Below are 23493 nucleotides of genomic sequence, written 5' to 3' on the forward strand. Positions count from 1 at the left end.
CCCCTTTCGCAGGATCAGGTTGCGTCGCGGAACACGTCGGCAAGGATGGCCTGCAGGGCCTCGACATCGGTCTCGGAGAAGGCGGCCTCAGTGTTGCTGTCCAGATCCAGCACCCCCAGCAGCTTGCCCGCCCCGTTCCAGACCGGCAGCACCAGTTCCGACCGCGTGGTCGAGGAACAGGCGATGTGATCAGGAAAGGCGTCCACATCGGGCACCAGCTGCACCGCGCCCGTGCGGGCCGCCGCGCCGCAGACCCCGCGCGAAAACGGGATGACAAGGCAGCCGTGGCCGCCCTGATAGGGGCCGATCTTCAACATCTCGGGGCCGGTGACGCGGTAGAAGCCGGTCCAGTCGGACATCGGATGACCGTGGTGGATTTCACAGACCACCGTCGCCATCAGCGCCACGGCATCGGTTTCGCCGTGGCAGAGCGCCGCAATGCGACGGCCAAGATCGTCATAATCGGGGGTCATGGATTCTCCTCCTCGGGCCGGGGGCCGCTTACCGGATGGTAACGAACGCGGATTAGCCTGCAAGCGTCCCAGAGGGAAGGAGCATGGAATGGAACTTGTTGCAAAGGAAACGGGGGGGCTTTTGCTGGTGCAGGTGCTGGAAAGGCGCATCGACGCCGCCAGCGCGATCCAGTTCAAGGATCGCATGCGCGACTTGGCCAATCGCACGGCCGGGAATCTCCTGCTCGACATGTCGCAGGTTACGTTCCTTGACAGCTCGGGCCTTGGCGCGGTGGTTGCGGTGATGAAGCTGCTTGGCCCAGGGCGCAAGCTGGAACTGGCGGGCCTGACGCCCACGGTGGACAAGGTGTTCCGCCTGACCCGGATGGACACGGTCTTTGTCATTCATCCCCAGCTGCCCGAAAGCCTGCGAGATGCATCTTGACCCGCGCGCCCTTTCAGCATCGGGGGCGGCGATGCCCGAAATCCTGCTTGTGATTGCCAGTGATCCCTTCGCCGTGCGGGCGGCGCTGGGGCAGATCCTGGATGACCCCTGCATGGCGGATCTGCGCTCTGATCTGCGTGCCAGGGCTGAGATCGTCCTGGCCGAGGTTTTGAACAATGTCGTGGAACATGCCTATGCAGATGGCCCGGGTGAAATCATCCTGCATCTGCGATGTGTCCAAGGGGGGGTCATCTGCCGCATCCGCGATTTCGGGCGGGCGATGCCGGGTCTTGCGTTGCCGGGGGGCGCCGCAATCGGCCCCGATCCGGTGGAACTGCCCGAAGGCGGCTTCGGCTGGCATCTCATCCGCTGCCTGACCGAAGATCTGCAATACTGCCGACGTGATTCGCGCAACGAATTGTCCTTCCGCCTTCCGGAAACGGCGCGCGCGCATTGACGCAATTGTTTCCGGTTTTTCCCGGTTGCCGCAAATCTGCCGGATTTTCCCCGCAAATCCGCCGGGGATCGAGGCTATCCGGGACGGGTAGCTGCATAAGGCTTCCCTCGGCGCCGCGAGCAATGCCCCCACCCAGATCGTGGCGCCGAGGCTCTTCCCCCCGACAGTTTCGCGCCCTAGGCTGCCCCCGGACACGGAGGCAGAGATGAGAGATTTTCAGCGCCCGGGCCGTTCGCCCGTTCTTGCGACGAATGGTATATGTGCCACCTCGCATCCGCTGGCTGCGAAAGTGGCGGTCGATGTGCTGCAGGCCGGGGGCAATGCGCTCGATGCGGCGCTTGCCGGGGCGGTGCTGCTGGGGATTTGCGAACCGCAGATGACCGGGATCGGCGGCGATTGCTTTGCGCTGATCAAGCTCCCGGGGCAGGAAGATGTGATCGGCTTCAACGGGTCCGGCCGTGCGCCCGCCGCGCTTTCTGCCGATGCGTTGCGTGCGAGGGGCCTGACCGAGATGCCTTTGCACGGGGTTGATGCCGTGACCCTGCCGGGCGCGATGGATGCCTTTTGTCGGCTGAACGCGGATCACGGACGGCTGTCGCTGGCCGAGGTGCTGGCCCCCGCAATCCATTATGCCGAGGAAGGGGTGCCCGTGGCCCCCCGCGTTGCGCGCGACTGGGCCGAGGATGCGTCGGTGCTGCAGGGTGATGCGCGCCGGTTCTATTTGCTGGACGGTCAGGCGCCCCGTGTGGGGCAGATCTTCCGTGCGCCCGGCCAGGCCGAGGTGCTGCGCCGTGTCGCCCGCGCAGGGCGCGCCGGGTTCTACGAAGGCGAAGTGGCCGAGGATCTTGTGGCCTCGCTCCGCGCGCTTGGCGGGTGTCACAGCCTTGACGATCTTGCCAGCACGCAGGGCAGCTATACCGCCCCCATCGCCACCACCTATCGGGGCGTCGATTTGCTGGAACATCCGCCGAACGGGCAGGGGGCGACGGCGCTTTTGATGCTGAAGATCCTGTCGCATTTCGATCTGGCGTCGCTTGATCCCTTCGGCGCGCCCCGCGCGCATCTGGAGGCAGAGGCCGCGAAGCTCGCATACGACGCCCGCAACCGCTTCATCGCAGACCGCGCGGCACGTCTGGACCATATGCTGTCGGATCAGACGGCGGCGCAACTTGCCGCGCTGATTGATCCGCGCCGCGCCATGGACAACCCCACCCGGCTGAGCGAGGCCGTCCACAAGGATACCGTCTATATCACCGTGGTGGATCGTGACCGCATGGCCGTGTCGCTGATCTATTCGATCTTCTGGGGCTTTGGGTCCGGCCTTGCCTCTGCCCGGTTCGGGATCAACTTCCAGAACCGCGGCGCGGGCTTCACCCTGCAGCCGGGCCACCCGAATGAGGCGGGCGGGGGCAAGCGCCCGATGCATACGATCATTCCGGGCATGCTGGCGGAAGGTGGGCGCGTGACCATGCCCTTCGGTGTGATGGGCGGGGCCTATCAACCCTGCGGCCACGCGCGGTTCGTAACCAACCTGCGCGATTTCGGGCTGGACCCTCAGGCCGCGATTGACGCGCCGAGATGCTTCACCACGGTCGAGGGGCTGCGGATCGAACGCGGCTATGCGCCGGAAACTGTCGCCGCGCTGGCCGATCTGGGGCATCAGGTGCTGGAGGCGGATGAACCCATCGGCGGCGCACAGGCGATCCACATGCATGATACAGGGGTGCTGGAGGGGGCGTCGGACCCGCGCAAGGACGGCTGCGCCCTCGGGTATTGACCCCGGGGCGTCAGTTCAGCTGAAACTGCAGCGGATAGCGACCATCCTCGAAATCGCCGAACAGATCGTGCAGATCGGGGTGGTCCACCGGCTCGCCCGTGTCATCCGGGACAAGGTTCTGTTCCGACACATAGGCGACGTAATAGCTTTGGTCGTTTTCGGCCAGCAGGTGATAGAACGGCTGGTCCTTTTCGGGGCGGCTGTCTTCGGGAATGGCGGCATACCATTCTTCAGTGTTTGAAAACATCGCGTCCACGTCAAAGACGACGCCCCGGAAGGGGTGTTTCCGATGCCGCAGCACCTGCCCGAGATGATATTTGGCCTGCGTTTTCAACATCTGTCAGTCCCCCGCCACTTTAGTAACCCTTTCCTCAGGCAAGGTCCACCGCTGCGGCCGCGAATCAGGGAAACAGTCTGTGGTCCTTTTCGGCATTTGCGGCGCTTTGATCGCAGTTTTCTGATCAAAGCCGGGCTTGCCCCCCATTCACTCGCCCCCGGATTTGCCCTATCGTGCCAAAAAACAAAGACACGCGAGGGGCAGATGAGCAGACTTCTCCGTGCGTCGATCCTACTTCTGTTGCTGGCTTCGTGTGGCGGCGGCAGATTTTCGGCGCCCCGCAATCTGGATGACGCCTGCGCGATCCTGCGCGAGCGGCCCGAATACTATCGGGCGATGAAGGCCACCGAACGCCGTTGGGGCGTGCCGGTGCATGTGCAGATGGCGACCATCCATCAGGAAAGCAAATTCATCGGCAACGCCAAGACCCCGCACCGTTTCGTGCTGGGGATCATTCCGATGGGGCGCCAAAGCACGGCTTATGGCTATAGCCAGGCGCTGGACGGCACCTGGGAGGAATACCAGGCCGAGACGCGCAACCGTAGCGCCCGGCGCGACCGCATCAGCGACGCGACCGATTTCATGGGCTGGTACATGAACGGCACCACCGAACGGTTGGGCGTGTCAAAATGGGACGCGCGCAGCCAGTACCTCGCCTATCATGAAGGGCGCACGGGCTTTGCCAATGGCAGCTACAACAGCAAGGCCTGGCTGGTCGACGTGGCGGCCAAGGTACAGTCGCGGTCAGATCGCTACGCCTCGCAGCTCGCGGCTTGCGGGCGGGGGTAAGGGAAAGGGGGCCTCGGCCCCCTTTGTCATTACTTGCGGCGGTCCACTTCCATCGTGACGTTGAACAGCGACGGCGGATAGTCCTTGCCGCGCACCAGATCATCCAGCGTCACCCGCGTCTGATTGCCGGCGTCGTCGGTGATGATCCATTCCCGCAGCGCAACCGGCGAGTCGGTAAAAACCAGCTCGATCGTGCCATATTCCGGATGTTCCGGGTCCTGCGCCAGAACCCGCGTCGCTCCGCCCGCCTCGGTGTGGCCCACGACCATTTTGCTGCGGCCCAGGTTGACCTTGTCGCCGAGGATCAGGTTCAGCGGTGTGCGCTTCAGCGGATATTGCTCGGGCGGCTGGTTCGACTTGCCGTCAAAGATCGCGACCTGACCGCCGGCGGCCAGAACCAGATTGCGGTCCGGCGGGGCATATTCGAACCGCACCCGGCCGGGGCGCTTGATGAAGATCTGCCCTTCCGCGCGCGACCCGTCGGCATTGAACTGGGTGAAGCGGCTTTCGGCTGTGGTCAGACTGTTGAGGTAATCCGACAGGGTGGCCAATGACAGTTTCTCCGCCTGCGCGGGCAGCGCAAGCGCAAGAAGGACAAACGGGGCGGCAAGCGCGGTGCGACGGTTCATGCAGAGAATATAGGACGAAGCGCTGCCGCCTGCATCCCCCCGCGCGAAGCTGTGAGCGGCGGCCACCCCGGCGGCGGGACGAATTGCCGCAAGACCCGCAATTTCCGCGCCTTATCTGCACACAGCGACGTGAGCGTGGCTTTCGTTCATGGCCTTGCGGGCCTATCCTGTCGGCATGGATATCGTTCTTGTCGTTTCTTCCATCGCCATTCTCTTCGTTGTCATCGCGCTGGCCGAGCCTTTGGCAGAGCGCCTGCGCCTGCCGTATTCGGTGGTGCTGGCGGTGGTCGGGTCTGCGCTGGGGGCGCTTTCGGTCGCAGTGTCGGCCACATTGGGCGATACGCTCAGCCCCGAGGTGCAGGCGCTTCTGGCGTTGCCGATCCGGTCGAGCGTCTTTCTCTACATCTTCCTGCCGACACTGATCTTTCAGGTGGCGCTCGGGCTTGATCTGCGGCGGATGCTGGATGACTGGGTGCCGATCCTTGTGATGGCGGTGCTGGCGGTGATCGTGGCGACGGTCTTTGTGGGGGGCGCGCTGGCACCCTTTACCGCCATGCCGCTGCTGGCCTGCCTATTGCTGGGGGCGATCGTGTCCACGACCGATCCTTCGGCGGTGGTCAGCATCTTCCGCAGCCTTTCGACGCCGCAGCGTCTGGCCCGGATCGTCGAAGGCGAAAGCCTGCTGAACGACGCCGCCGCCATCGCGCTGTTCGGGTTTTTCCTGACCTTCGTCATGGCGGGGGTGCCGAACCCCACGCTGCGCGATGCCTTTATCGGGCTGCCGACCATCATCCTGTCGGGCATCTTCACCGGCTGGGTCATGGCGCGGCTGGCCCTGTGGCTGATGGGGCGGCTGGCAGTCTGGCCCCTAGCGCAGCTGTCCCTGTCGGTCGCGGTGCCCTATGCGACCTATGTCGTTGCAGATCATGTGCTGCATGCTTCGGGGGTGGTGGCGGTGGTGGTCGCGGGGATGACGCTGAACTGGCTTGGCCCCGGCCGTCTGGCGCCCGCGACATGGACCTACCTGCGCGAGGTCTGGGACCTGCTGGCCCATTGGGCGGGGGCGCTGATCTTCGTCATGGCCTCGCTGCTGATCCCGCGTCTGCTAGGCGATGCGCGGCTGACGGACCTGTTCCTGATCCTTGTCGTGGTGGCGGGCGCGACAGCGGCGCGGGTGGTGGTGCTATGGGGGGTGCTGCCGCTGCTGTCGCATTTCGGCCTGTCGCCGCAGGTGGAACGCCCCTACCGGATCACCATGCTCTGGGGGGGATTGCGCGGTGCGGTGACGTTGGCGCTGGCGTTGGCCGTGACGGAAAACTGGCGCGTTCCGGCCGATGTGCGGCGCGAGGTGGGCATCCTTGCCACCGGGTTCACGCTGTTCACGCTGTTCGTGCAGGGGGCGACGCTGCGCAAGGTAATCCGCCGGCTGGGTCTGGCACGGCTTGCTCCGATGGATCTGGCGCTGTCGCGGCAGGTGGTGGCCGTGGCGCTGCAAAATGTGCGCGAAGAGGTGGCGGCCGTCGTCAAGGGTCACAATCTGACGCGCGATATCGTCCGCTCCGAGGCCAAGGCCTTTGCCCAGCGTCTGGATCAGGCGGTAGAGCTGGCTGATATCATGGCCGAGATCCGCGACAAGGACCGTATCCCGCTGGGCCTTGTCGCCCTGTCGGGGCGCGAACGCGATCTGGTGCTTGAGGCGTTTCGCGATCAGGAACTCGGCCCTGCCGAGGCCGAGGTCATGCTGGCCAATGTGGACCGGTTGATCGAAGGGACGCGGGCGGCCGGGCGTGCGGGCTATAACCGGGCCGCGCGGCGGGCCATCGGCTATGGGCGGCGGCACCGGATGGCGGTCGCGCTGCACAACCGGCTGCGCCTCTCGCGGCCGCTGGCTTCGCTGACGGCAAGCCGGTTCGAAATGCTGTTGAACCAGCGGCTGATCCTGGCCGAGCTGCACGCCTATCTGGACGGCAAGATCCGCCGGATCCACGGGCGGCGCGTGGCCGAGCTGCTGCACAAGATGCTGACGGCGCGGCAAGAGGCCAATGAACAGGCGCTGGAAGGTCTGCGCCTGCAATACCCCGGCTATGCCGAAGAGCTGGAGCGTCGCTTCATTCGTCGGCTTCAGCTGCGGTTGGAAGAGCGCGAATATGACACCCTGCTGAACGACGGCCTGATCGGGCGGGAACTGCACACCGCCTTGCGCCAGTCCCTTTCCGATCTGCGCCGGCGGTTGAAGGAACGTCCCAAACTGGACCTGATGGTGCAGAAATCCGAAATGCTGCGGCAGCTTCCGGCCTTGGCGGGGCTGGATGCGGCGCAGCTTCGTGTCATGCAGCGGGGCATTGCCACGGTTTATGCCCAGCCGGGCGAGGTGCTGATCCGCAAGGGCGATGCCGCGCGCCATGTGTTCTTCATCGCGTCGGGCGCGGTCGAGGCGGCGATGGCGGGGCAGGTGCAGCGTCTGGGCCGGGGCGAGATTTTTGGCCAGCTGGGTGTGCTGACCCGCCGTCCGCGCCGGGCGCAGGTGACGGCGATCACCCATTGCACGCTCTTGCGGCTGGATGAGACGCGGTTCCTGGATCTGCTGAACCGCAATGAGACGCTGCGCCAGGCCGTCGAGGAAAGCACCCGCCGCCGCGGCATGATGGAACAGGGTCCGCCTGCGCCACCGCCCGCGGCGTGACCGGGCGTGGGCTAGACCTCTTCCACCATGACGACACCCTGCATCGCCTTGATGGCCCCCTTGATCTGCGGGGTTACGGGGTAAAGATCGGGCAGCATCAGGTCGATTTCGCGGCCCGTATCATCGGCGACGGTCAGGGTGATCTGGCCCTTGCTGCGGCTGTTGCCTTCCACGCGGGCAAAAAGCGCGGCCACGGCGGCCGCAGCCTCGGACTGGTCCAGATGGATGCGCAGATTTGCGCCCCCGGCCTCGGCCGCCACGCTGTCGATGGGCTGGGCCGCGCGGGCGAGCAGTTTCAGCGTCTCACCCTCAAGGTTCGCCTCGACCGTCAGGACCACATTCTTGCCGGGTTCCAGATGGTCCCGCGCGGCCTCAAGCGTGTCGGAAAAGACCGTCACCTCATAAAGCCCCGTCGGGTCCGACAGCTGCACAAAGGCAAAGCGGTTGCCCTTGGCCGATTTACGTTCCTGCCGGCTGCTGACCGATCCGGCCAGCTTGCCCACCACCGGCCCGCGTTCGCAGGCTGCGGTCAGTTCCGTCAGGGTCATCACCTTCTTGCGCTTCAACGGCCCCATATAGTCATCCAGCGGATGACCCGAGAGGTAAAAGCCGATGGCCTGATGTTCCTGCGCCAGCCGTTCGACCGGCAGCCAGTCGTTGCGGTTGGGCAGGCGCGGCTCCGGGATGTCGGACCCCGCCTCACCGAACAGGCTGACCTGATTGCTGGCCTTGGCCTCATGGATCGCGGCGGAATAGGCGACCAGCGCATCCAGCCCGTCAAAGACCCGCGCCCGGTTGCCGTCCAGCACGTCAAAGGCCCCTGCACGGGCCAGCATCTCCAGCGGCCGCTTGCCCACGCGCTTCAGATCAACCCGCCGCGCCACATCGAACAGCGTGGCAAAGGGCCGGTCGCCCCGCGCCGTGACGATCATGTTCATCGCCTCGACGCCCACGTTCTTCAGCGCCCCCAGCGCATAGACCACCGCACCATCCTTGACGCTGAAGGTGGCCAGACTGCGGTTCACGCAGGGCGCCACCGTCTTGATGCCCAGCTTGTCCAGCTCGCGTTTGTAGACGGCCAGCTTGTCGGTCAGATGGATATCGCAGTTCATCACCCCGGCCATGAATTCGACCGGGTGATTGGCCTTGAGCCAGGCTGTCTGATAGCTCACCACCGCATAGGCGGCGGCGTGGGATTTGTTGAACCCGTAGTTCGCGAATTTCTCCAGCAGGTCGAAAACCTCGCCCGCCTTCTTTTCGTCGATGTTATGGGTCTTCTTCGCGCCTTCGATGAACTTGGGGCGTTCCTTCGCCATTTCCTCGGCGATCTTTTTCCCCATCGCACGGCGCAAAAGGTCTGCGCCGCCAAGGCTGTAGCCCGCCATGACCTGCGCGATCTGCATCACCTGTTCCTGATAGACGATGATGCCCTGCGTTTCCTGCAGGATCGGGTCGATGGTCGGATGCAGGCTTTCCAGCGGGCGCAGGCCGTGCTTCACCTCGCAATAGACCGGGATATTCTCCATCGGGCCGGGGCGATAAAGCGCCACCAGTGCCACGATATCCTCGATGCAGGTGGGTTTCATGCGCCGCAGCGCATCCATCATGCCCGAGCTTTCGACCTGGAACACCGCCACCGTCTTGGCCTGGGCGTAAAGCTCATAGGTGGCCTTGTCGTCCAGCGGGATATGGCCGATGTCGTTTTCGGCGCCCGGCTTCGGGTCGTAAAGCCGCGTGCCATCCGCACCTTCATGCAGCTGCCGCCCGGTGCCGCGGATCAGGTCGATGGCGTTCTGGATCACCGTCAGGGTCTTCAGACCCAGAAAGTCGAACTTCACCAAGCCCGCCGCTTCGACCCATTTCATGTTGAACTGGGTCGCAGGCATGTCGGACCGCGGGTCCTGATAAAGCGGCACCAGCCGGTCCAGCGGCCGGTCCCCGATCACCACCCCCGCGGCATGGGTTGAGGCATTTCGAAGCAACCCCTCGATCTGCATGCCATAATTCAGCAGGCGGTCTACCACCTCTTCGGCCTTGGCGGCCTCGCGCAGGCGCGGCTCATCCGCCAGCGCCTTCTGGATCGAGACGGGCTTGACCCCTTCGACCGGGATCATCTTCGACAGACGGTCCACCTGACCATAGGGCATCTGCAACACGCGCCCCACGTCGCGCACCGCAGCCTTGGACAGAAGCGCCCCAAAGGTGATGATCTGCCCCACCTTGTCGCGCCCATAGCGTTCCTGCACATAACGGATCACCTCTTCCCGGCGATCCATGCAAAAGTCGATGTCGAAGTCCGGCATCGACACCCGTTCCGGGTTCAGGAAGCGTTCGAACAGCAGCGCATAGCGCAGCGGATCCAGGTCGGTGATGGTTAGCGCATAGGCCACAAGGCTGCCCGCCCCCGACCCGCGCCCCGGCCCGACCGGAATATCATGCGCCTTGGCCCATTTGATGAAATCGGCCACGATCAGGAAGTAGCCGGGGAATTTCATCCGCTCGATGATGTCGAGTTCGAACTGCAGCCGCGCTTCGTATTCCTCGACCGGCGCCGCATGGGGGATCACGGCCAGACGCGCGCGCAACCCCTCCCAGGCTTGACGGCGCAATTCCTCGACCTCGTCATCGGCAAAGCGCGGCAGGATCGGCGCACGTTTGGCCGCTTTGTAGGCACAGCGCCGCGCAATCTCGACCGTATTCTCCAAAGCCTCAGGCAGGTCCGCAAACAGCGCGCACATCTCGGCTTCGGATTTGAAATAGTGCTGCGGCGTCAGGCGGCGGCGCGGCTGCGGCTGATCGACATAGGCGCCCTCGGCGATGCAGATCAGCGCATCATGCGCCTCATACATCTCGGTCTTGGGGAAATAGACGTCATTCGTCGCCACCAACGGCAGGCCCATGGCATAGGCGATTTCGATGTGCCCACGTTCGGTCGCGGCCTCGGCCTCCATCAGGCGGCCGCCTTCGCCGGGATGGCGCTGCAATTCCACATATAGCCGCCCCGGAAAGGCCGCAGCCATCCGCGCGACCAGCGCCTCGGCCTTGGCACGGTTCCCGGTCTGCAGGATCTTGCCCACCGCCCCTTCCGGCCCGCCCGTCAGACAGATCAGCCCCCCGGCATGGCTTTCCAGCTCCTCCAGCGTGACCTGCGGCACCTGCCCCCCCTTGTCGAGGTAGAGGCAGGAATTCAGCTTCATCAGGTTTTCATACCCCGCCTCGCTCTGCGCCAACAGCACGACCGGCGCGGGCGCCTTGGGCTTTTCTCCCGGTGCGGGCGGATCATAGGCAAGGCTCACCTGACAGCCCAGGATCGGCTGCACCCCGGCCCCGGTCGCAAGGGTCGAAAACTCCAGCGCCGCGAACATGGCGTTGCTGTCGGTCACGGCCACGGCCGGCATGTTTTGCGCGGCACAAAGACCGACCAGCTTTTTCACCGGCACCGCGCCTTCCAGCAGCGAATATTCGGTATGGACACGCAGATGGATGAATCGGACGGGCTCTGTCATGCGCGGCAGCCTAGCCGACCCGCCCCCCCGCCGGAAGGCCCCGCAAACTGCCCGCAGCACAGGCAAACCGCCCCATTCTTCTGCAAATCCGACAGGTGCTTTTGTGGAATGCTGAAAGGTAATGCTTGCCATGGGCAGGGGCCTCGGGTTCTCCTATCCTCAACCAGAAAAGGTCGGCCCCCGTCTTACGCCGCATCGGAGGGGGGTCATCACGACCATGGGGAGTAACGCGGCAGGACTTTGAATGACCGAGCTTGCGTTTCTGCTGAACGGAACGCCGGTGCGCCTCGCGGATCAGCCGCCGACGCGCACCCTGTTGGAGTTTCTGCGCGAAGACCGCGGCCTGACCGGCACGAAAGAGGGCTGCAACGAAGGCGATTGCGGCGCCTGCACAGTGATCGTCACCGATGCCGATGGCCCGCGCGCGCTGAACGCCTGCATCCTGTTCCTGCCCCAATTGCAAGGCAAAGCCGTCCGCACCGTCGAAGGCATCGCCGGCCCGGATGGCACGCTCCACCCCGTGCAACAGGCGATGATCGACCACCACGGCAGCCAGTGCGGCTTCTGTACCCCTGGCTTCATCACCTCGATGGCGGCGGCCCACCAACAGGGCCGCACCGATCATGACGTGGTGCTTGCCGGCAATCTTTGCCGCTGCACCGGCTATGCGCCCATTATCCGCGCCGCCGAAGCGGCCGCGTCCTCCCCTGTCCCCGCCTGGATGGATACCACCCCCCCTGATCTTCCCGTTGTCGAAATATCCTCGGGGGGAGGGGCCAGCGGCCCCGCGGGGGGCAGACAGCCCCCCGGCACGGCCTTTCGCCCCACGACGACCGATGACCTCGCCGCCTGGTATCTCGACCACCCCGAGGCGACGCTTGTCGCCGGGGCAACGGATGTGGGCCTCTGGGTCACGAAACAGCTGCGCGACCTGCCGCAGGTCGCTTTCCTCGGTGGTATTGCCGATCTGCGCCAGATCACCCCGGAGGGGGACCGGTTGCACATCGGCGCAGGTGTCACCATCGCCGCTCTGCGGCAAGCGCTGCACGACAGCCACCCGCATTTTGCTGCCATGCTCAGCCGTTATGCCAGCGAACAGGTCCGCAATGCCGCGACGATCGGGGGCAATATCGCCAATGGCTCGCCCATCGGGGATGGCCCCCCTGCGTTGATTGCCATGGGGGCGCGGCTGCACCTGCGGCGCGGCGATGTCACCCGGGATCTCGCATTGGAGGATTTCTTCCTCGATTACCGTAAACAGGATCGCCAGCCGGGGGAATTCGTGACTGGCATCACCATCCCCGCCCAATCCTCAGTGCGCTGCTACAAGCTCTCCAAACGGTTCGATCAGGATATCTCGGCCGTGATGGGCGCCTTTGACGTAACGGTCGCGGATCAGACCATCACCGCCGCGCGCATCGCCTTTGGCGGCATGGCGGGCATCCCGAAACGCGCCCGCGCGATGGAGGCCGCGCTGATCGGCCAACCCCTGACGCGCGAGACCTTCCTCAGCGCCAAGGCCGCCGCAGCGCAGGATTTCACCCCGCTGTCCGATATGCGCGCCAGCGCCGCCTATCGGCTGGAAACGGCTGGGAACATGGCCTTGCGCCTGTTCCACGATCTGACCGGCACCCCCGGATCGGTACAGGAGGTGCGGGTATGAGCCTTGGCAAACCCCTGCCGCATGATGCGGCCCCGCTGCATGTGACGGGCGAGGCCCGGTATACGGACGACATCCCGTTGCCTGCCGGGGCTTTGCATCTGGCCTTTGGCCTGTCCACCTGCGCGCATGGCGATATCACCGAGATCGACCTTTCGGCCGTTCGCGCCGCGCCGGGTGTGGTGGCGGTCTTTTCGGCCTCCGACTGGCCCGAGATGCCGGATTGTTCCCCCTCGCTCGGGGATGAACCGCTGCTGGCGGTGGGCAAGGTGCATTACCTGGGCCAGCCGGTGTTTCTGGTGGTGGCCGACAGCCATCTGGCCGCCCGCAAGGCCGCGCGCCTGGGGCGCATCACCTATGCCGAACGCCCGGCCATTCTGACCGTCGAACAGGCGCTTGAGGCCGGGTCGCGGTTCGAGGACGGCCCGGTGGTCTGGGCGCGTGGCGATGCCGCCGCCGCCATCGCCGCCGCCCCGCATCAGGCCGAGGGTCTTTTTGAGGTTGGCGGTCAAGAACACTTCTATCTGGAAGGCCAGATCGCCGCCGCCCTGCCGCAAGAGGGCGGGGAGATGGTCGTCTACAGTTCGACCCAGCACCCGACCGAGATCCAGCACAAGGTGGCCCATGCGCTCCACCTGCCCATGAGCGCGGTGCGCGTCGAGGTCCGCCGCATGGGTGGCGGCTTTGGCGGCAAGGAAAGCCAGGGGAACGCGCTGGCCGTGGCCTGCGCCATGGCCGCCCACGCCACGGGCCGCCCGTGCAAGATACGTTATGACCGCGATGACGACATGGTCATCACCGGCAAGCGACATGATCTGAAGATCGGCTATCGCGTGGGTTATGACGCAGAGGGGCATCTTCTGGGGGTTGAGTTCCGGCATCTGTTCCGTTGCGGCTGGTCGCAGGATCTGTCGTTGCCGGTGGCGGATCGCGCGATGCTGCATGCCGACAATGCCTACCACCTGCCGCATATCCGGATCGAGAGCCATCGGCTGCGCACCAACACCCAGTCAGCCACTGCCTATCGCGGCTTCGGCGGGCCGCAGGGGGTGATCGGGATCGAGCGGGTGGTGGATCATGTGGCCCATGCCCTGAAGCTCGACCCGGTCACGGTGCGGCGGCGGAATTTCTATGCCGAGATGGCGCCGGGGGGGCTGTCTGCCCCCCCGACAGGCCCCGCCCAGGGCGGGACCTTCCCCCCCGAGGATATTTTCAGACAGAAAAAAGCCGAGAACCCGGGGACTGGGCATTGGTTCGGCGGGGCGTTTTCGCCGAAGGCGGTGGTGCAGACCACGCATTACGGCATGCCGGTCGAGGATTTCATCCTGCGTGATCTGCTGGATGATCTGGAGGCGCGGTCGGACTATCACGCGCGGCGGGCCGAGATTGCGCGCTGGAATGCGGCATCGCCGGTGTTGAAGCGGGGGATTGCGCTGACGCCGGTGAAGTTCGGGATTTCCTTCACGCTCACTTGGCTCAATCAGGCGGGGGCGTTGGTGCATGTCTATCAGGACGGGTCGATCCGGCTGAACCATGGCGGGACCGAGATGGGGCAGGGGCTGTTCCAGAAGGTCGCGCAGGTGGCGGCAGGGGTTTTTGGCGTGTCGGTGGCGCGGGTGAAGATCACGGCGACGGATACGGCGAAGGTGCCCAATACCTCCGCCACGGCGGCATCATCGGGGTCGGACATGAACGGGATGGCCACGCGCGCGGCTTGCGAGACGATCCGCGGGCGGCTGGCCGATTTCATGGCGGCGAAATTCGCCGTCGCGCCCGATCAGGTGCGGTTTGAGGACGGCATGGTCCGGGTCGCGGGCGAAGTCTTTGATTTTGATCGGGTTGTGGCCTGGGCCTATCAGGCGCGGGTGTCGCTTTCGGCCACGGGGTTTTATGCCACGCCCAAGCTGCAGTGGGATCGGGCGACGGGGCAGGGGCGGCCTTTCCTGTATTTCGCCTATGGGGCCGCCGTGACCGAGGTGGTGATCGACACCCTGACCGGCGAGAACCGCATCCTGCGGGCCGATCTGCTGCATGATACAGGGGCGAGCCTGAACCCTGCCTTGGACATCGGGCAGGTGGAGGGAGCCTATGTGCAGGGCGCAGGTTGGCTGACCACCGAGGAGCTGGTCTGGGATGATCGCGGGCGGCTGATGACCCATGCGCCATCGACCTACAAGATCCCGGCCTGTTCGGATCGCCCGCCGGTCTTCAATGTCGCGCTTTGGGAGCGGCCGAACCGCGAAGACACGGTCGGGCGGTCGAAGGCCGTGGGTGAGCCGCCGTTCATGCTGGGGATTTCGGCCTTCATGGCGCTGTCGGATGCGATTGCGGCCTGTGGGGATGGATCGCTCTATCCCGCGCTGGATGCGCCGGCCACGGCCGAGCGCGTGCTTTGGGCGGTTCAGCGGCAGCAGCGCCATGGAGCATGAAGCCTTTGATCTGGCGGGGCTGCGGGCGGCGCTTGCGGCCGAGGGGCCGGTCGTCCGGGTGGTGATTGCCGCCCTGCAGGGGTCATCGCCGCGCGGCGTGGGAGCGGCGATGCTAGTCTGGCCGGGGGGGCAGGCGGGCACCATCGGCGGCGGCGCGCTGGAGTTTCAAGCGGTGACGCGGGCGCGGGCCATGCTGACAGCGGGAGAGGACCTGCGGCTGGAGCGCGTGCCGCTGGGACTGGCGCTGGGGCAATGTTGTGGGGGGGCAGTCACGCTGTTGTCAGAGCGGTATCTGCCGGGCGTGGCGCTGGCCGAGGATGTGATTGCCCGGCCTGTGACCCCCGATGCCCCGATGCCGATGGCGCTGAAGCGGATGCTGGCAGCGGCGCGGGGGCAAGGGGTTCTGCCGGAGCCGCAGCTGGTTCAGGGCTGGATGGTTGAACCCGTGGCGCGGCCACAGCGGCAGATCTGGGTTTGGGGGGCGGGCCATGTGGGGCGGGCGCTGGTGCAGGTTCTGGCGCCTTTGCCGGGGCTGGCGATGACCTGGGTCGATACCGCGCCCGACCGCTTCCCCTCTGACGTGCCGGGTGGGGTGACGGTGCTGCCTGCGGCCGATCCTGCGGCGCTGGTGCGCTATGCGCCCGTTACGGCAGAACATCTTGTGCTGACCTATTCCCATGCGCTGGATCTGGAGCTGTGCCACCGGATCCTCGGCCATGGCTTTGCCGCGCTGGGGGTGATTGGGTCGGCCACCAAAGCGGCGCGTTTTCGGGCGCGGCTGCACGATCTGGGGCATCTGCCGCAGAATGTCGCGCGGATTGCCTGTCCGATAGGCGAAAAAAGCCTTGGCAAACATCCACATGCCATTGCACTAGGCGTGGCTGTCGCAGTCTTGCGGCAGGCCGGACAGGGCAGGGACCACCGCAGGGAGAAGGCGGTATGAACACAAGCGCTGCAGAGTTGCTGCGGATTGAGGGCGTGACCAAGGCCTATCCGGGCGTGGTGGCCAATAGCGACGTGTCGTTCACCATCCGCGAGGGCGAGGTCCACGCCCTGCTGGGGGAAAACGGCGCGGGCAAATCGACGCTGGTCAAGATGATCTATGGCCTGGTGAAGCCCGACAGCGGCGCGATGCGGCTGCGCGGGGTGGCCTATGCGCCCGCCGAGCCGCGGGCGGCGCGGGCGGCCGGGGTGGCGATGGTCTTTCAGCACTTCAGCCTGTTCGAGGCGCTGAATGTGGCGGAGAACGTGGCGCTGGGTATGGAAAACCCGCCGCCGATGCGCGAACTCGCCGCCCGGATCCGCGCGGTATCCGAAGAATATGGCCTGCCTCTGGATCCTGCGCGGCAGGTGGGCGACCTTTCGGCGGGGGAACGGCAGCGGGTGGAGATCATCCGCTGCCTGCTGCAATCGCCGAAGCTGCTGATCATGGACGAGCCGACCAGCGTGCTGACCCCGCAGGAGGTGGAGATCCTGTTCCAGACCCTGCGGCAGCTGAAGGCCGAGGGGACATCGATCCTTTACATCTCGCACAAGCTTGAGGAAATCCGGGCGCTTTGCGATGAGGCGACGGTCCTTCGGCGCGGCAAGGTGGTGGCGACCTGCACGCCGCGCGACCGGACTGCCCGCGAGATGGCCGAGATGATGGTTGGGGCGACGCTGACCCCGCCGGAACGGCGCGCGACCCAGAAGGGGGCGGTGGCGCTGGGGGTGTCGGACCTGTCGGTCGCCTCGCCCATTCCGTTTGGCACCAGCCTCAAGGGCGTGTCCTTCACCGTGGCCAAGGGTGAGGTGCTGGGCATTGCCGGTGTGGCGGGGAACGGGCAGGACGAATTGCTGCTGGCCCTGTCGGGTGAGCTGACGAGTGCGCCGGACAAGGTGCGGATCGACAGCCGCCCGGTGGGGGATCTGGGCCCGGTGGAGCGCCGGCGCGCCGGTCTGGTGGCCGCGCCGGAGGAACGGCTGGGCCATGCAGCGGCGCCCAATATGTCCTTGACGGAAAATGCGCTGCTGTCGGGGGCGGTGCGGCAAGGGCTAGTGCGGCGCGGGTTCATCGACTGGGCCGCGACCGAGCGCTTTGCCACCTCGATCATCCGTGCCTTTGACGTGCGGACACCGGGGCCGCAGGTGGCGGCGCGCGCGCTGTCAGGCGGGAACCTGCAGAAATTCGTGGTGGGGCGCGAGTTGTTGCAGGAGCCTTCGGTCATCGTGATCAACCAACCCACCTGGGGCGTGGATGCGGCGGCGGCGGCGGCGATCCGGCAGGCGATCCTGGACCGGGCGGCGGCCGGGGCTGCCGTGGTGGTGATCAGTCAGGATCTGGATGAACTGCTGGAGATTGCCGACAGCTTTGCCGCGCTGAACGCCGGGCAGCTGACGCGGCCCCGGCCGGTCGAAGGGCTGACCATTGACGAGATCGGCCTGATGATGGGCGGGGCGCATGGCATGGAGGTGGCGCATCATGCCGGGTGAGATTTATGTGGCGGGCCGTGCAGGGGGGCTGCCTGCCCCCCGTCGCGCAAGGCGCGACTCCCCCCGGGGATATTTGGACAACGGGAAGGTGATGATGCGGTTCGGGCACGGGCAGGGGGGCGTTGCGGCATGCTGAAGCTGGAAAAACGGCCTTCGCCTTCGGTGTTCTGGAGCCGGGCGACGCCGGTCCTGGCCGTGGCTTTGACCATGGTGGCGGGGAGCGCGATGTTTGCGCTGTTGGGGAAAAACCCGGTCGAGGCGATCCGCACCATCTTTTGGGATCCGCTGTTCGGGGAATTTGCCTGGTATCTGCGGGGGCAGCTTTTGGTGAAGGCGGGGCCGCTGATCCTGATTGCGGTGGGGCTGAGCCTTGGGTTCCGCGCCGGGATCTGGAACATCGGCGCCGAGGGGCAGTATATCATGGGCGCCATCATCGGGGCGGCTGTGGGACTTGCGGTGTTCCCGACCGAGAACCGGCTGATCTTTCCGCTGATGGTGGTGGCGGGGGCCTTTGGCGGTTGGGCCTGGGCGATGATCCCCGCGCTTTTGAAGACGCGGTTCAATACCAACGAGATCCTCGTTTCGCTGATGCTGGTCTATGTGGCCCAGACGATTCTGGCGATGGCCTCGACCGGGTTTCTTCGGAACCCGGAGGGCGCGGGCTTTCCGGGGAGCCGCAATTTCAGCAGCTATCCGGCGGCGGCGAACCCCGAGCTGATCGCGGGATCGGGGCTGCATTGGGGCGGCGTCGCGGCGCTGGCCACGGTGGTGGCGGCCTATGTGCTGTTGCAGCGGCATCTCTTCGGGTTTCAGGTCAAGCTTTCGGGGCAGGCGCCGCGGGCGGCGCGTTTTGCCGGGGTGAAGCCCGAGCGTCTGGTTCTGGCCTGCATGGGCATCGCCGGGGCGCTGGCCGGGGTGGCGGGGCTGTTCGAGGTCACGGGGCCGGCCGGGCAGATCAGCATCGACTTCAATGTGGGCTATGGGTTCACGGCGATCATCGTGGCCTTTCTGGGCCGGTTGAATCCGGTGGGCATTCTGTTTGCGGGGCTTCTGATGGCGCTGACCTATATCGGGGGCGAAATGGCCTCGACCAATCTGGGCCTGCCGTCGGCTGCGATACAGGCCTTTCAGGGGATGCTTCTGTTCTTCCTGCTGGCCTGTGACATCCTGACGAATTACCGCATCGTTCCTGCCGCGAAGGAGGCCCGCTGATGTTCGGAGGGATTGATCCGACCCTGCTGATTGCCTCGCTCATGGTGGCGTCGGTGCCGATCCTGCTGGCTGCCGTGGGCGAGCTGGTGGTGGAGAAGGCCGGGGTGCTGAACCTTGGGGTCGAGGGGATGATGATCATGGGGGCGATCTGCGGGTTCATCACCGCGGTCGAGACCGGAAGCCCCGCCCTGGGGTTTGTCGGCGGGGCGGTCGGGGGCGCAGTGCTGAGCCTGCTGTTTGCGGTGCTGACGCAGGTGCTGCAGGCCAATCAGGTGGCCTCGGGGCTCGCGCTCACGCTGTTCGGGCTGGGGCTGTCCTCGCTGCTGGGGCAAGGCTATGTCGGCATCAAGCCGCCGCTGAGCAAGCCCGTGCCCTTTGGCCCGCTGGCAGATATCCCGGTTTTGGGGCGGATCTTCTTTTCCCATGACGCCTTCGTCTATATGTCGGTCCTGTCGGTTGTGGGGGTCTGGGCGGTGCTGAAATACACGCGACTGGGGCTGATCCTGCGGGCGGTGGGCGAAAACCATGATGCGGCCCATGCGCTTGGTTACAAGGTGCGGCGGATCCGGGTGCTGGCGATCCTGTTCGGCGGCGCGATGGCCGGGCTGGGCGGTGCCTATCTGAGCCTGATCCGGGTGCCGCAATGGGTGGACGGGATCACCGCAGGGGCGGGCTGGATTGCGCTGGCGATCGTGGTCTTTGCGGCCTGGCAGCCTTGGCGCGCGCTGCTGGGTGCCTGGCTTTTCGGCGGCATCAGCGTCTTGCAGTTGAATCTGCAGGCGGCGCAGGCGGGAATCCCGGTCGAATACTTGTCGATGTCCCCCTATCTGATAACCATCCTTGTGCTGGTCATCATGTCTTCTCGGCGGGGACGGGCCGCTTTGTCGGCGCCGGCCTGTCTGGGGCAGAACTTTCACGCCGCGCGGTGACGCGGGACCAAGATCAACCGGGGCCGATGCGCCCCATCAGGGAGTATACGCGAATGAAACGCAGACATCTTCTTGCCACCGCGGCGCTTGGCCTTTCGCTGGCCTTCGGCGGGGCGGCGCTGGCGCAGGACAAGACGAAGGCCTGCTTCGTCTATGTCGGCCCGATCGGCGATCTGGGCTGGTCCTATCAGCACCATCAGGGCGCGCTGGCCGTGCAGAAGGAATATGGCGACAAGGTCGAGGTCACTTGGCAGGAAAGCGTGCCGGAAGGCGCCGACGCCGAGCGCGTGCTGACGCAGATGGCCCTGGGCGGCTGCGACATCATCTTCACCACCTCGTTCGGGTACATGGACGCGACCAATGCGGTTGCCAAGAAATTCCCGAATGTGAAATTCGAACATGCGACCGGTTTCAAACGCGAAAGCCCGAATGTCGCGACCTATAACGCACGCTTTTACGAAGGCCGTGCGGTGCAGGGTACCATCGCGGGCCTGATGACCAAATCGAACAAAATCGGTTATATCGGGTCCTTCCCGATCCCCGAGGTGATCATGGGCATCAACTCGTATTACCTGCATGCCAAGAAGGTGAACCCGAATGTCGAGCTGTCGGTCGTCTGGGCGATGACCTGGTTCGACCCGGCGAAAGAGGCCGATGCCGCCAAGGCCATGATCGAGCAGGGCGTGGATGTCATCGCCTCGCATACCGACAGCACGGCGCCGCTGGCCGAGGCTGAAAAGTCGGGCGGCAAGGTGATCGGCTTTGGTCAGGCCTCGGATATGGCGGAATACAAGCCGAGCCCGCGCGTGACCTCGATCATCGACAACTGGGCGCCCTATTACGTGAAGCGCGTCGGTCAGGTGCTGGATGGCACCTGGGATCAGACCGACACCTGGGCTGGCATCAAGGAAGGCGAAGTCGAGATCGGCGAGATCACCGATGCCGTTCCGGCTGAGGTGAAGGCCGCGGCCGAGAAGGTGCGCGACGACATCGCGGCGGGCACCTATCACCCGTTCACCGGCCCGATCAACAAGCAGGATGGCTCGCCCTGGCTGGCCGAAGGCCAGACCGCGCCGGACGGCGATCTGCTGGGCATGAATTTCTACGTCGAAGGCATCAAGGGCGACATTCCGAAGTGATCTTCGGGCCATTGGTCCAGGAAAGGCCCGCCCTTGTGGCGGGCCTTTTCACATTTTGCGGCATGTCGCGTCGGGAACGGGCGGGCCACGCGGTGGGCGGTGGCTAGGATCACTGCATCATGACCCACGATTTCCTGATCATTGGCGGCGGTATCGCCGGCCTTTCCGCCGCGGCCGAGCTTTCGCCGCTTGGTTCCGTTCTGGTGTTGGAGCGGGAGGAGAACCTCGCCCATCATGCCTCCGGCCGGTCGGCCGCGCTGTTTGAGCCGCGCTATGGCCTGCCGCCGGTGGTCGAGCTTTCCATGGCCTCGGACGCGGCGTTCCGGGCGCTGCCGGATGTGCTGTCCCCGCGCGGGTTGATGGTGCTGGCGGGCCCCGACGATGCCGAGGCCCTTGACCATGATGTAACCGGCTTTCGCCTTGAGGAGATCAGCGTTGAAGAGGCGCGCCAGCGCGTGCCGATCATCGATGCGGCCAAGGTGACGCGGGCGGCGGTGGCCGATCATGCCTGGGATATCGACACCGATCTGCTGATCCAGGGCCATGTGCGGCGCTTGCGTGCGGCGGGGGGCACGGTCCTGACCCGCGCGCCGGTGACGGCGATCCGCCAGCACGGCGGTCTTTGGCAGGTGGAGACGCCGCAGGGGATGCATGAGGGGCGCATCCTCATCAATGCGGGCGGCGCCTGGGTCGATCAGATCGCCGCGATGGCAGGGGTAGCGCCTTTGGGCTTTACGCCGCTGCGGCGGTCGATGGCGCGGATTCCGGCGCCGGGTGGGCATGCGGTGGCAGATTGGCCGATGATGTTCGGTGCGGGCGAGGCCTGGTATGCCAAGCCCGATGCCGGGGCGCTGATCGTCTCACCGGCCGAGGAACATCCGATGGAGCCGCATGATGCCTGGGCCGATGACATGGTTCTGGCCGAAGGTCTGGCTCGCTTTGAAGAGATGATGACCGAACCCGTCACCCGCCTGATCGCCAATTGGGCAGGCCTGCGGACCTTTGCGCCTGATCGTGTGCCCGTCATCGGGTTTGACCGGGCGGTGCCGGGGTTCTTCTGGCTGGCGGGGCAGGGGGGCTATGGCTTCCAGACCTCGCCTGCGGCGGCGCGTCTGGTGGTCGATCTGCTGGGCGGACGTGCGCCCGAAGTGGGGGCAGATCTGGCCGCCGCGCTGTCGCCGCATCGGTTTGGTTGACATATTCGAGATTTGATATGTGTCAAGGTGGGCTGCCCGCGGCCCGCCTAGGGTTGCCCCATGAACGGAGGCCGGAATGCCCTATCAAGACAAGATTGCCGAGATGCGCGCCGAACTGCGCGTGATGAACAAGCTGATCCCCGAAGCCATGGCGGGCTTTGGCGCGCTGTCCAAGGCCGCCAAGGACACAGGGCCGCTGGGCGTGAAGGAAAAGGAATATGTCGCGCTCGGCATCGCGGTTTCGCAGCGGTGCGAGCCCTGCATCAACTTCCACGTCGAGGCGCTGCTGAAGGCGGGCGCCACCCGCGAAGAGCTGGGCGATGTGCTGTCGATGTGCATCCAGATGGGTGGCGGCCCTGCGGTGATGTATGCGGCCCATGCGCTCGCCTGCTGGGATGAACTGGCCGCGTTGTCGTGACGTGACAATCCCTGCCACTTCGGCCAGCATGGCGAAAATTTCTGCTGCCCGAGGTTTCGATGCGCCTGCCCCTGATTGCCCTCCTTGCCGGTCTCACGCTGCTTTCTGCCTGCGGAGGCGGCGGGCGACCCGATGTCGAAGGGGTGCCGCAGGTGCAGGTGGTGCCTTCGAACTTTGCCGATGCCGATCCGCATCCGGAAATTGCCCCGGCGATTCGTCGCCACCCGGTGCGGGGGATCGATGTGGCGCGGTTCCAGACCTCGGTCGATTGGGCAAGCGCGCGGGCCAATGGCGTGAATTTCGCCTTCATCAAGGCGACCGAAGGCGGCGACCGCGTGGATGAGATGTTCGCCAGCCACTGGCGCGGGGCCGCCGCCGCAGGCGTGCCGCGCGGCGCCTATCATTTCTTCTACCATTGCCGCGCCCCGGAAGAGCAGGCGCGCTGGTTCTTTTCCCATGTGCCGCGCCGGTCGGGCGATCTGCCCCCGGTGATCGACATGGAATGGACGCCTGATAGCCCGACCTGCACCATCCGCCGCCCGGCGGCGGAAATCCGCGCTGATGCCGCCAAGCTGGTCGAGATGTTCACCCGCCATTACGGCACGGCGCCGATCCTGTACACCACGGTCGATTTCTACGTTGATAACCAGATGTGGCGCGTGGGCGGCACGGATTTCTGGCTGCGGTCGGTGGCGGCGCATCCATCTGACATTTATGCCGGGCAGCACTGGGCCTTCTGGCAATACAGTTCGACCGGGCTGATCCCCGGCATCGCGGGCGAGGTGGATCTGAACGCCTTTTCGGGGTCGGAACGGGATTGGGCGGTCTGGCTGGCCCGCCGCGTCCAGCCATGAGCCCCAAGCCGACTGGACCTGCAGCGCGCCCTTGCTTATAAGGCGCGCATGATGATCCTTTCCGCGCTCATCCATCGAATTACCGTCCCGGCGTGCTGACGAGCCGCCG

General features: G+C 65.6%; 19 protein-coding genes. 15 read left to right on the plus strand and 4 right to left on the minus strand.

All coding sequences use genetic code 11. The features are described 5' to 3' along the window. Positions 1–14: 14 nt before the first annotated feature. Positions 15–473, minus strand: a complete 459-nt coding sequence (gene msrC, locus IE101_RS15700) for a free L-methionine (R)-S-oxide reductase MsrC (RefSeq protein WP_189634790.1) — start codon at positions 471–473, stop codon at positions 15–17. Between the two features lie 88 nt (positions 474–561). Here msrC and IE101_RS15705 point away from each other — a divergent pair, with 88 nt between their 5' ends. From IE101_RS15705 to IE101_RS15715, 3 genes are all read left to right on the plus strand, one after another. Further along, the gene (locus IE101_RS15705) at positions 562–897 is read left to right on the plus strand and encodes an STAS domain-containing protein (protein WP_189634791.1); all 336 of its coding nucleotides are present in this window, start codon (positions 562–564) and stop codon (positions 895–897) included. Between the two features lie 31 nt (positions 898–928). After that, on the plus strand, positions 929–1354 hold the full coding sequence (locus IE101_RS15710) for an ATP-binding protein (protein ID WP_189634792.1): 426 nt from the start codon (positions 929–931) through the stop codon (positions 1352–1354). A gap of 205 nt (positions 1355–1559) precedes the next feature. Then, positions 1560–3131 carry a gamma-glutamyltransferase family protein gene (locus IE101_RS15715; RefSeq protein WP_189634793.1) on the plus strand — a complete coding sequence of 524 codons (1572 nt, stop codon included), beginning with the start codon at positions 1560–1562 and terminating at the stop codon, positions 3129–3131. 10 nt (positions 3132–3141) lie between these two features. Here the strand turns inward: IE101_RS15715 and hspQ are convergent, their stop codons facing one another. Further along, complete coding sequence (gene hspQ / locus IE101_RS15720; RefSeq protein ID WP_189634794.1) at positions 3142–3468, minus strand: heat shock protein HspQ; 327 nt, start codon at positions 3466–3468, stop codon at positions 3142–3144. 204 nt (positions 3469–3672) lie between these two features. Between hspQ and IE101_RS15725 the strand changes: the two genes are divergently transcribed. Then, positions 3673–4257: a transglycosylase SLT domain-containing protein gene (locus IE101_RS15725; protein ID WP_189634795.1), complete on the plus strand. Its 585-nt coding sequence runs from the start codon at positions 3673–3675 to the stop codon at positions 4255–4257. A gap of 29 nt (positions 4258–4286) precedes the next feature. On the opposite strand, the gene IE101_RS15730 is transcribed toward IE101_RS15725, so the two are convergent. Beyond that, positions 4287–4886, minus strand: coding sequence for a LolA family protein (locus IE101_RS15730; protein WP_189634796.1), 600 nt, complete (start codon positions 4884–4886; stop codon positions 4287–4289). A 175-nt stretch (positions 4887–5061) separates the two neighbouring features. On the opposite strand from IE101_RS15730, the gene IE101_RS15735 reads away from it, so the two are divergent. Next, on the plus strand, positions 5062–7569 hold the full coding sequence (locus IE101_RS15735) for a cation:proton antiporter (protein ID WP_189634797.1): 2508 nt from the start codon (positions 5062–5064) through the stop codon (positions 7567–7569). 11 nt (positions 7570–7580) lie between these two features. Here IE101_RS15735 and dnaE read toward each other — a convergent pair whose 3' ends face one another. Beyond that, positions 7581–11075 (minus strand): DNA polymerase III subunit alpha, encoded by a 3495-nt coding sequence (dnaE, locus tag IE101_RS15740; RefSeq protein WP_189634798.1) that lies wholly within the window; start codon positions 11073–11075, stop codon positions 7581–7583. Between the two features lie 244 nt (positions 11076–11319). Here dnaE and xdhA point away from each other — a divergent pair, with 244 nt between their 5' ends. From xdhA to IE101_RS15790, 10 genes are all read left to right on the plus strand, one after another. Beyond that, the gene (xdhA, locus tag IE101_RS15745; protein ID WP_189634799.1) at positions 11320–12738 is read left to right on the plus strand and encodes a xanthine dehydrogenase small subunit; all 1419 of its coding nucleotides are present in this window, start codon (positions 11320–11322) and stop codon (positions 12736–12738) included. Continuing rightward, positions 12735–15164: a xanthine dehydrogenase molybdopterin binding subunit gene (gene xdhB / locus IE101_RS15750; protein ID WP_189634800.1), complete on the plus strand. Its 2430-nt coding sequence runs from the start codon at positions 12735–12737 to the stop codon at positions 15162–15164. The genes xdhA and xdhB overlap by 4 nt, the downstream gene beginning before the upstream one ends. Next, positions 15154–16107 carry a xanthine dehydrogenase accessory protein XdhC gene (gene xdhC, locus IE101_RS15755; RefSeq protein WP_189634801.1) on the plus strand — a complete coding sequence of 318 codons (954 nt, stop codon included), beginning with the start codon at positions 15154–15156 and terminating at the stop codon, positions 16105–16107. Before xdhB ends, xdhC begins: the two co-directional genes overlap by 11 nt. Further along, a complete protein-coding gene (locus tag IE101_RS15760; protein ID WP_189634802.1) occupies positions 16104–17636 on the plus strand; it encodes an ABC transporter ATP-binding protein in 1533 nt (510 codons plus the stop codon). Before xdhC ends, IE101_RS15760 begins: the two co-directional genes overlap by 4 nt. Before the next feature lie 129 nt (positions 17637–17765). Continuing rightward, a complete protein-coding gene (locus IE101_RS15765) occupies positions 17766–18848 on the plus strand; it encodes an ABC transporter permease (protein WP_189634803.1) in 1083 nt (360 codons plus the stop codon). Then, positions 18848–19777 (plus strand): ABC transporter permease, encoded by a 930-nt coding sequence (locus tag IE101_RS15770; protein ID WP_189634804.1) that lies wholly within the window; start codon positions 18848–18850, stop codon positions 19775–19777. The genes IE101_RS15765 and IE101_RS15770 overlap by 1 nt, the downstream gene beginning before the upstream one ends. Positions 19778–19830: 53 nt before the next feature. Then, a complete protein-coding gene (locus tag IE101_RS15775) occupies positions 19831–20916 on the plus strand; it encodes a BMP family ABC transporter substrate-binding protein (protein ID WP_189634805.1) in 1086 nt (361 codons plus the stop codon). A gap of 119 nt (positions 20917–21035) precedes the next feature. Then, the gene (locus IE101_RS15780) at positions 21036–22112 is read left to right on the plus strand and encodes an NAD(P)/FAD-dependent oxidoreductase (RefSeq protein ID WP_189634806.1); all 1077 of its coding nucleotides are present in this window, start codon (positions 21036–21038) and stop codon (positions 22110–22112) included. A gap of 76 nt (positions 22113–22188) precedes the next feature. Beyond that, complete coding sequence (locus IE101_RS15785; protein ID WP_189634807.1) at positions 22189–22530, plus strand: carboxymuconolactone decarboxylase family protein; 342 nt, start codon at positions 22189–22191, stop codon at positions 22528–22530. 59 nt (positions 22531–22589) lie between these two features. Further along, positions 22590–23384, plus strand: a complete 795-nt coding sequence (locus tag IE101_RS15790; RefSeq protein WP_189634808.1) for a glycoside hydrolase family 25 protein — start codon at positions 22590–22592, stop codon at positions 23382–23384. Positions 23385–23493: the final 109 nt, after the last annotated feature.

It is taken from the genome of Gemmobacter lanyuensis, from assembly GCF_014652355.1.
Classification (GTDB): Bacteria; Pseudomonadota; Alphaproteobacteria; order Rhodobacterales; family Rhodobacteraceae; genus Gemmobacter; species Gemmobacter lanyuensis.

Bases quoted from the DNA above. Each gene is read 5' to 3' on its own strand.
- msrC (WP_189634790.1), bottom strand. From the start codon at position 473: ATGACCCCCGATTATGACGATCTTGGCCGTCGCATTGCGGCGCTCTGC.
- IE101_RS15705 (WP_189634791.1), top strand. From the start codon at position 562: ATGGAACTTGTTGCAAAGGAAACGGGGGGGCTTTTGCTGGTGCAGGTG.
- IE101_RS15710 (WP_189634792.1), top strand. From the start codon at position 929: ATGCCCGAAATCCTGCTTGTGATTGCCAGTGATCCCTTCGCCGTGCGG.
- IE101_RS15715 (WP_189634793.1), top strand. From the start codon at position 1,560: ATGAGAGATTTTCAGCGCCCGGGCCGTTCGCCCGTTCTTGCGACGAAT.
- hspQ (WP_189634794.1), bottom strand. From the start codon at position 3,468: ATGTTGAAAACGCAGGCCAAATATCATCTCGGGCAGGTGCTGCGGCAT.
- IE101_RS15725 (WP_189634795.1), top strand. From the start codon at position 3,673: ATGAGCAGACTTCTCCGTGCGTCGATCCTACTTCTGTTGCTGGCTTCG.
- IE101_RS15730 (WP_189634796.1), bottom strand. From the start codon at position 4,886: ATGAACCGTCGCACCGCGCTTGCCGCCCCGTTTGTCCTTCTTGCGCTT.
- IE101_RS15735 (WP_189634797.1), top strand. From the start codon at position 5,062: ATGGATATCGTTCTTGTCGTTTCTTCCATCGCCATTCTCTTCGTTGTC.
- dnaE (WP_189634798.1), bottom strand. From the start codon at position 11,075: ATGACAGAGCCCGTCCGATTCATCCATCTGCGTGTCCATACCGAATAT.
- xdhA (WP_189634799.1), top strand. From the start codon at position 11,320: ATGACCGAGCTTGCGTTTCTGCTGAACGGAACGCCGGTGCGCCTCGCG.
- xdhB (WP_189634800.1), top strand. From the start codon at position 12,735: ATGAGCCTTGGCAAACCCCTGCCGCATGATGCGGCCCCGCTGCATGTG.
- xdhC (WP_189634801.1), top strand. From the start codon at position 15,154: ATGGAGCATGAAGCCTTTGATCTGGCGGGGCTGCGGGCGGCGCTTGCG.
- IE101_RS15760 (WP_189634802.1), top strand. From the start codon at position 16,104: ATGAACACAAGCGCTGCAGAGTTGCTGCGGATTGAGGGCGTGACCAAG.
- IE101_RS15765 (WP_189634803.1), top strand. From the start codon at position 17,766: ATGCTGAAGCTGGAAAAACGGCCTTCGCCTTCGGTGTTCTGGAGCCGG.
- IE101_RS15770 (WP_189634804.1), top strand. From the start codon at position 18,848: ATGTTCGGAGGGATTGATCCGACCCTGCTGATTGCCTCGCTCATGGTG.
- IE101_RS15775 (WP_189634805.1), top strand. From the start codon at position 19,831: ATGAAACGCAGACATCTTCTTGCCACCGCGGCGCTTGGCCTTTCGCTG.
- IE101_RS15780 (WP_189634806.1), top strand. From the start codon at position 21,036: ATGACCCACGATTTCCTGATCATTGGCGGCGGTATCGCCGGCCTTTCC.
- IE101_RS15785 (WP_189634807.1), top strand. From the start codon at position 22,189: ATGCCCTATCAAGACAAGATTGCCGAGATGCGCGCCGAACTGCGCGTG.
- IE101_RS15790 (WP_189634808.1), top strand. From the start codon at position 22,590: ATGCGCCTGCCCCTGATTGCCCTCCTTGCCGGTCTCACGCTGCTTTCT.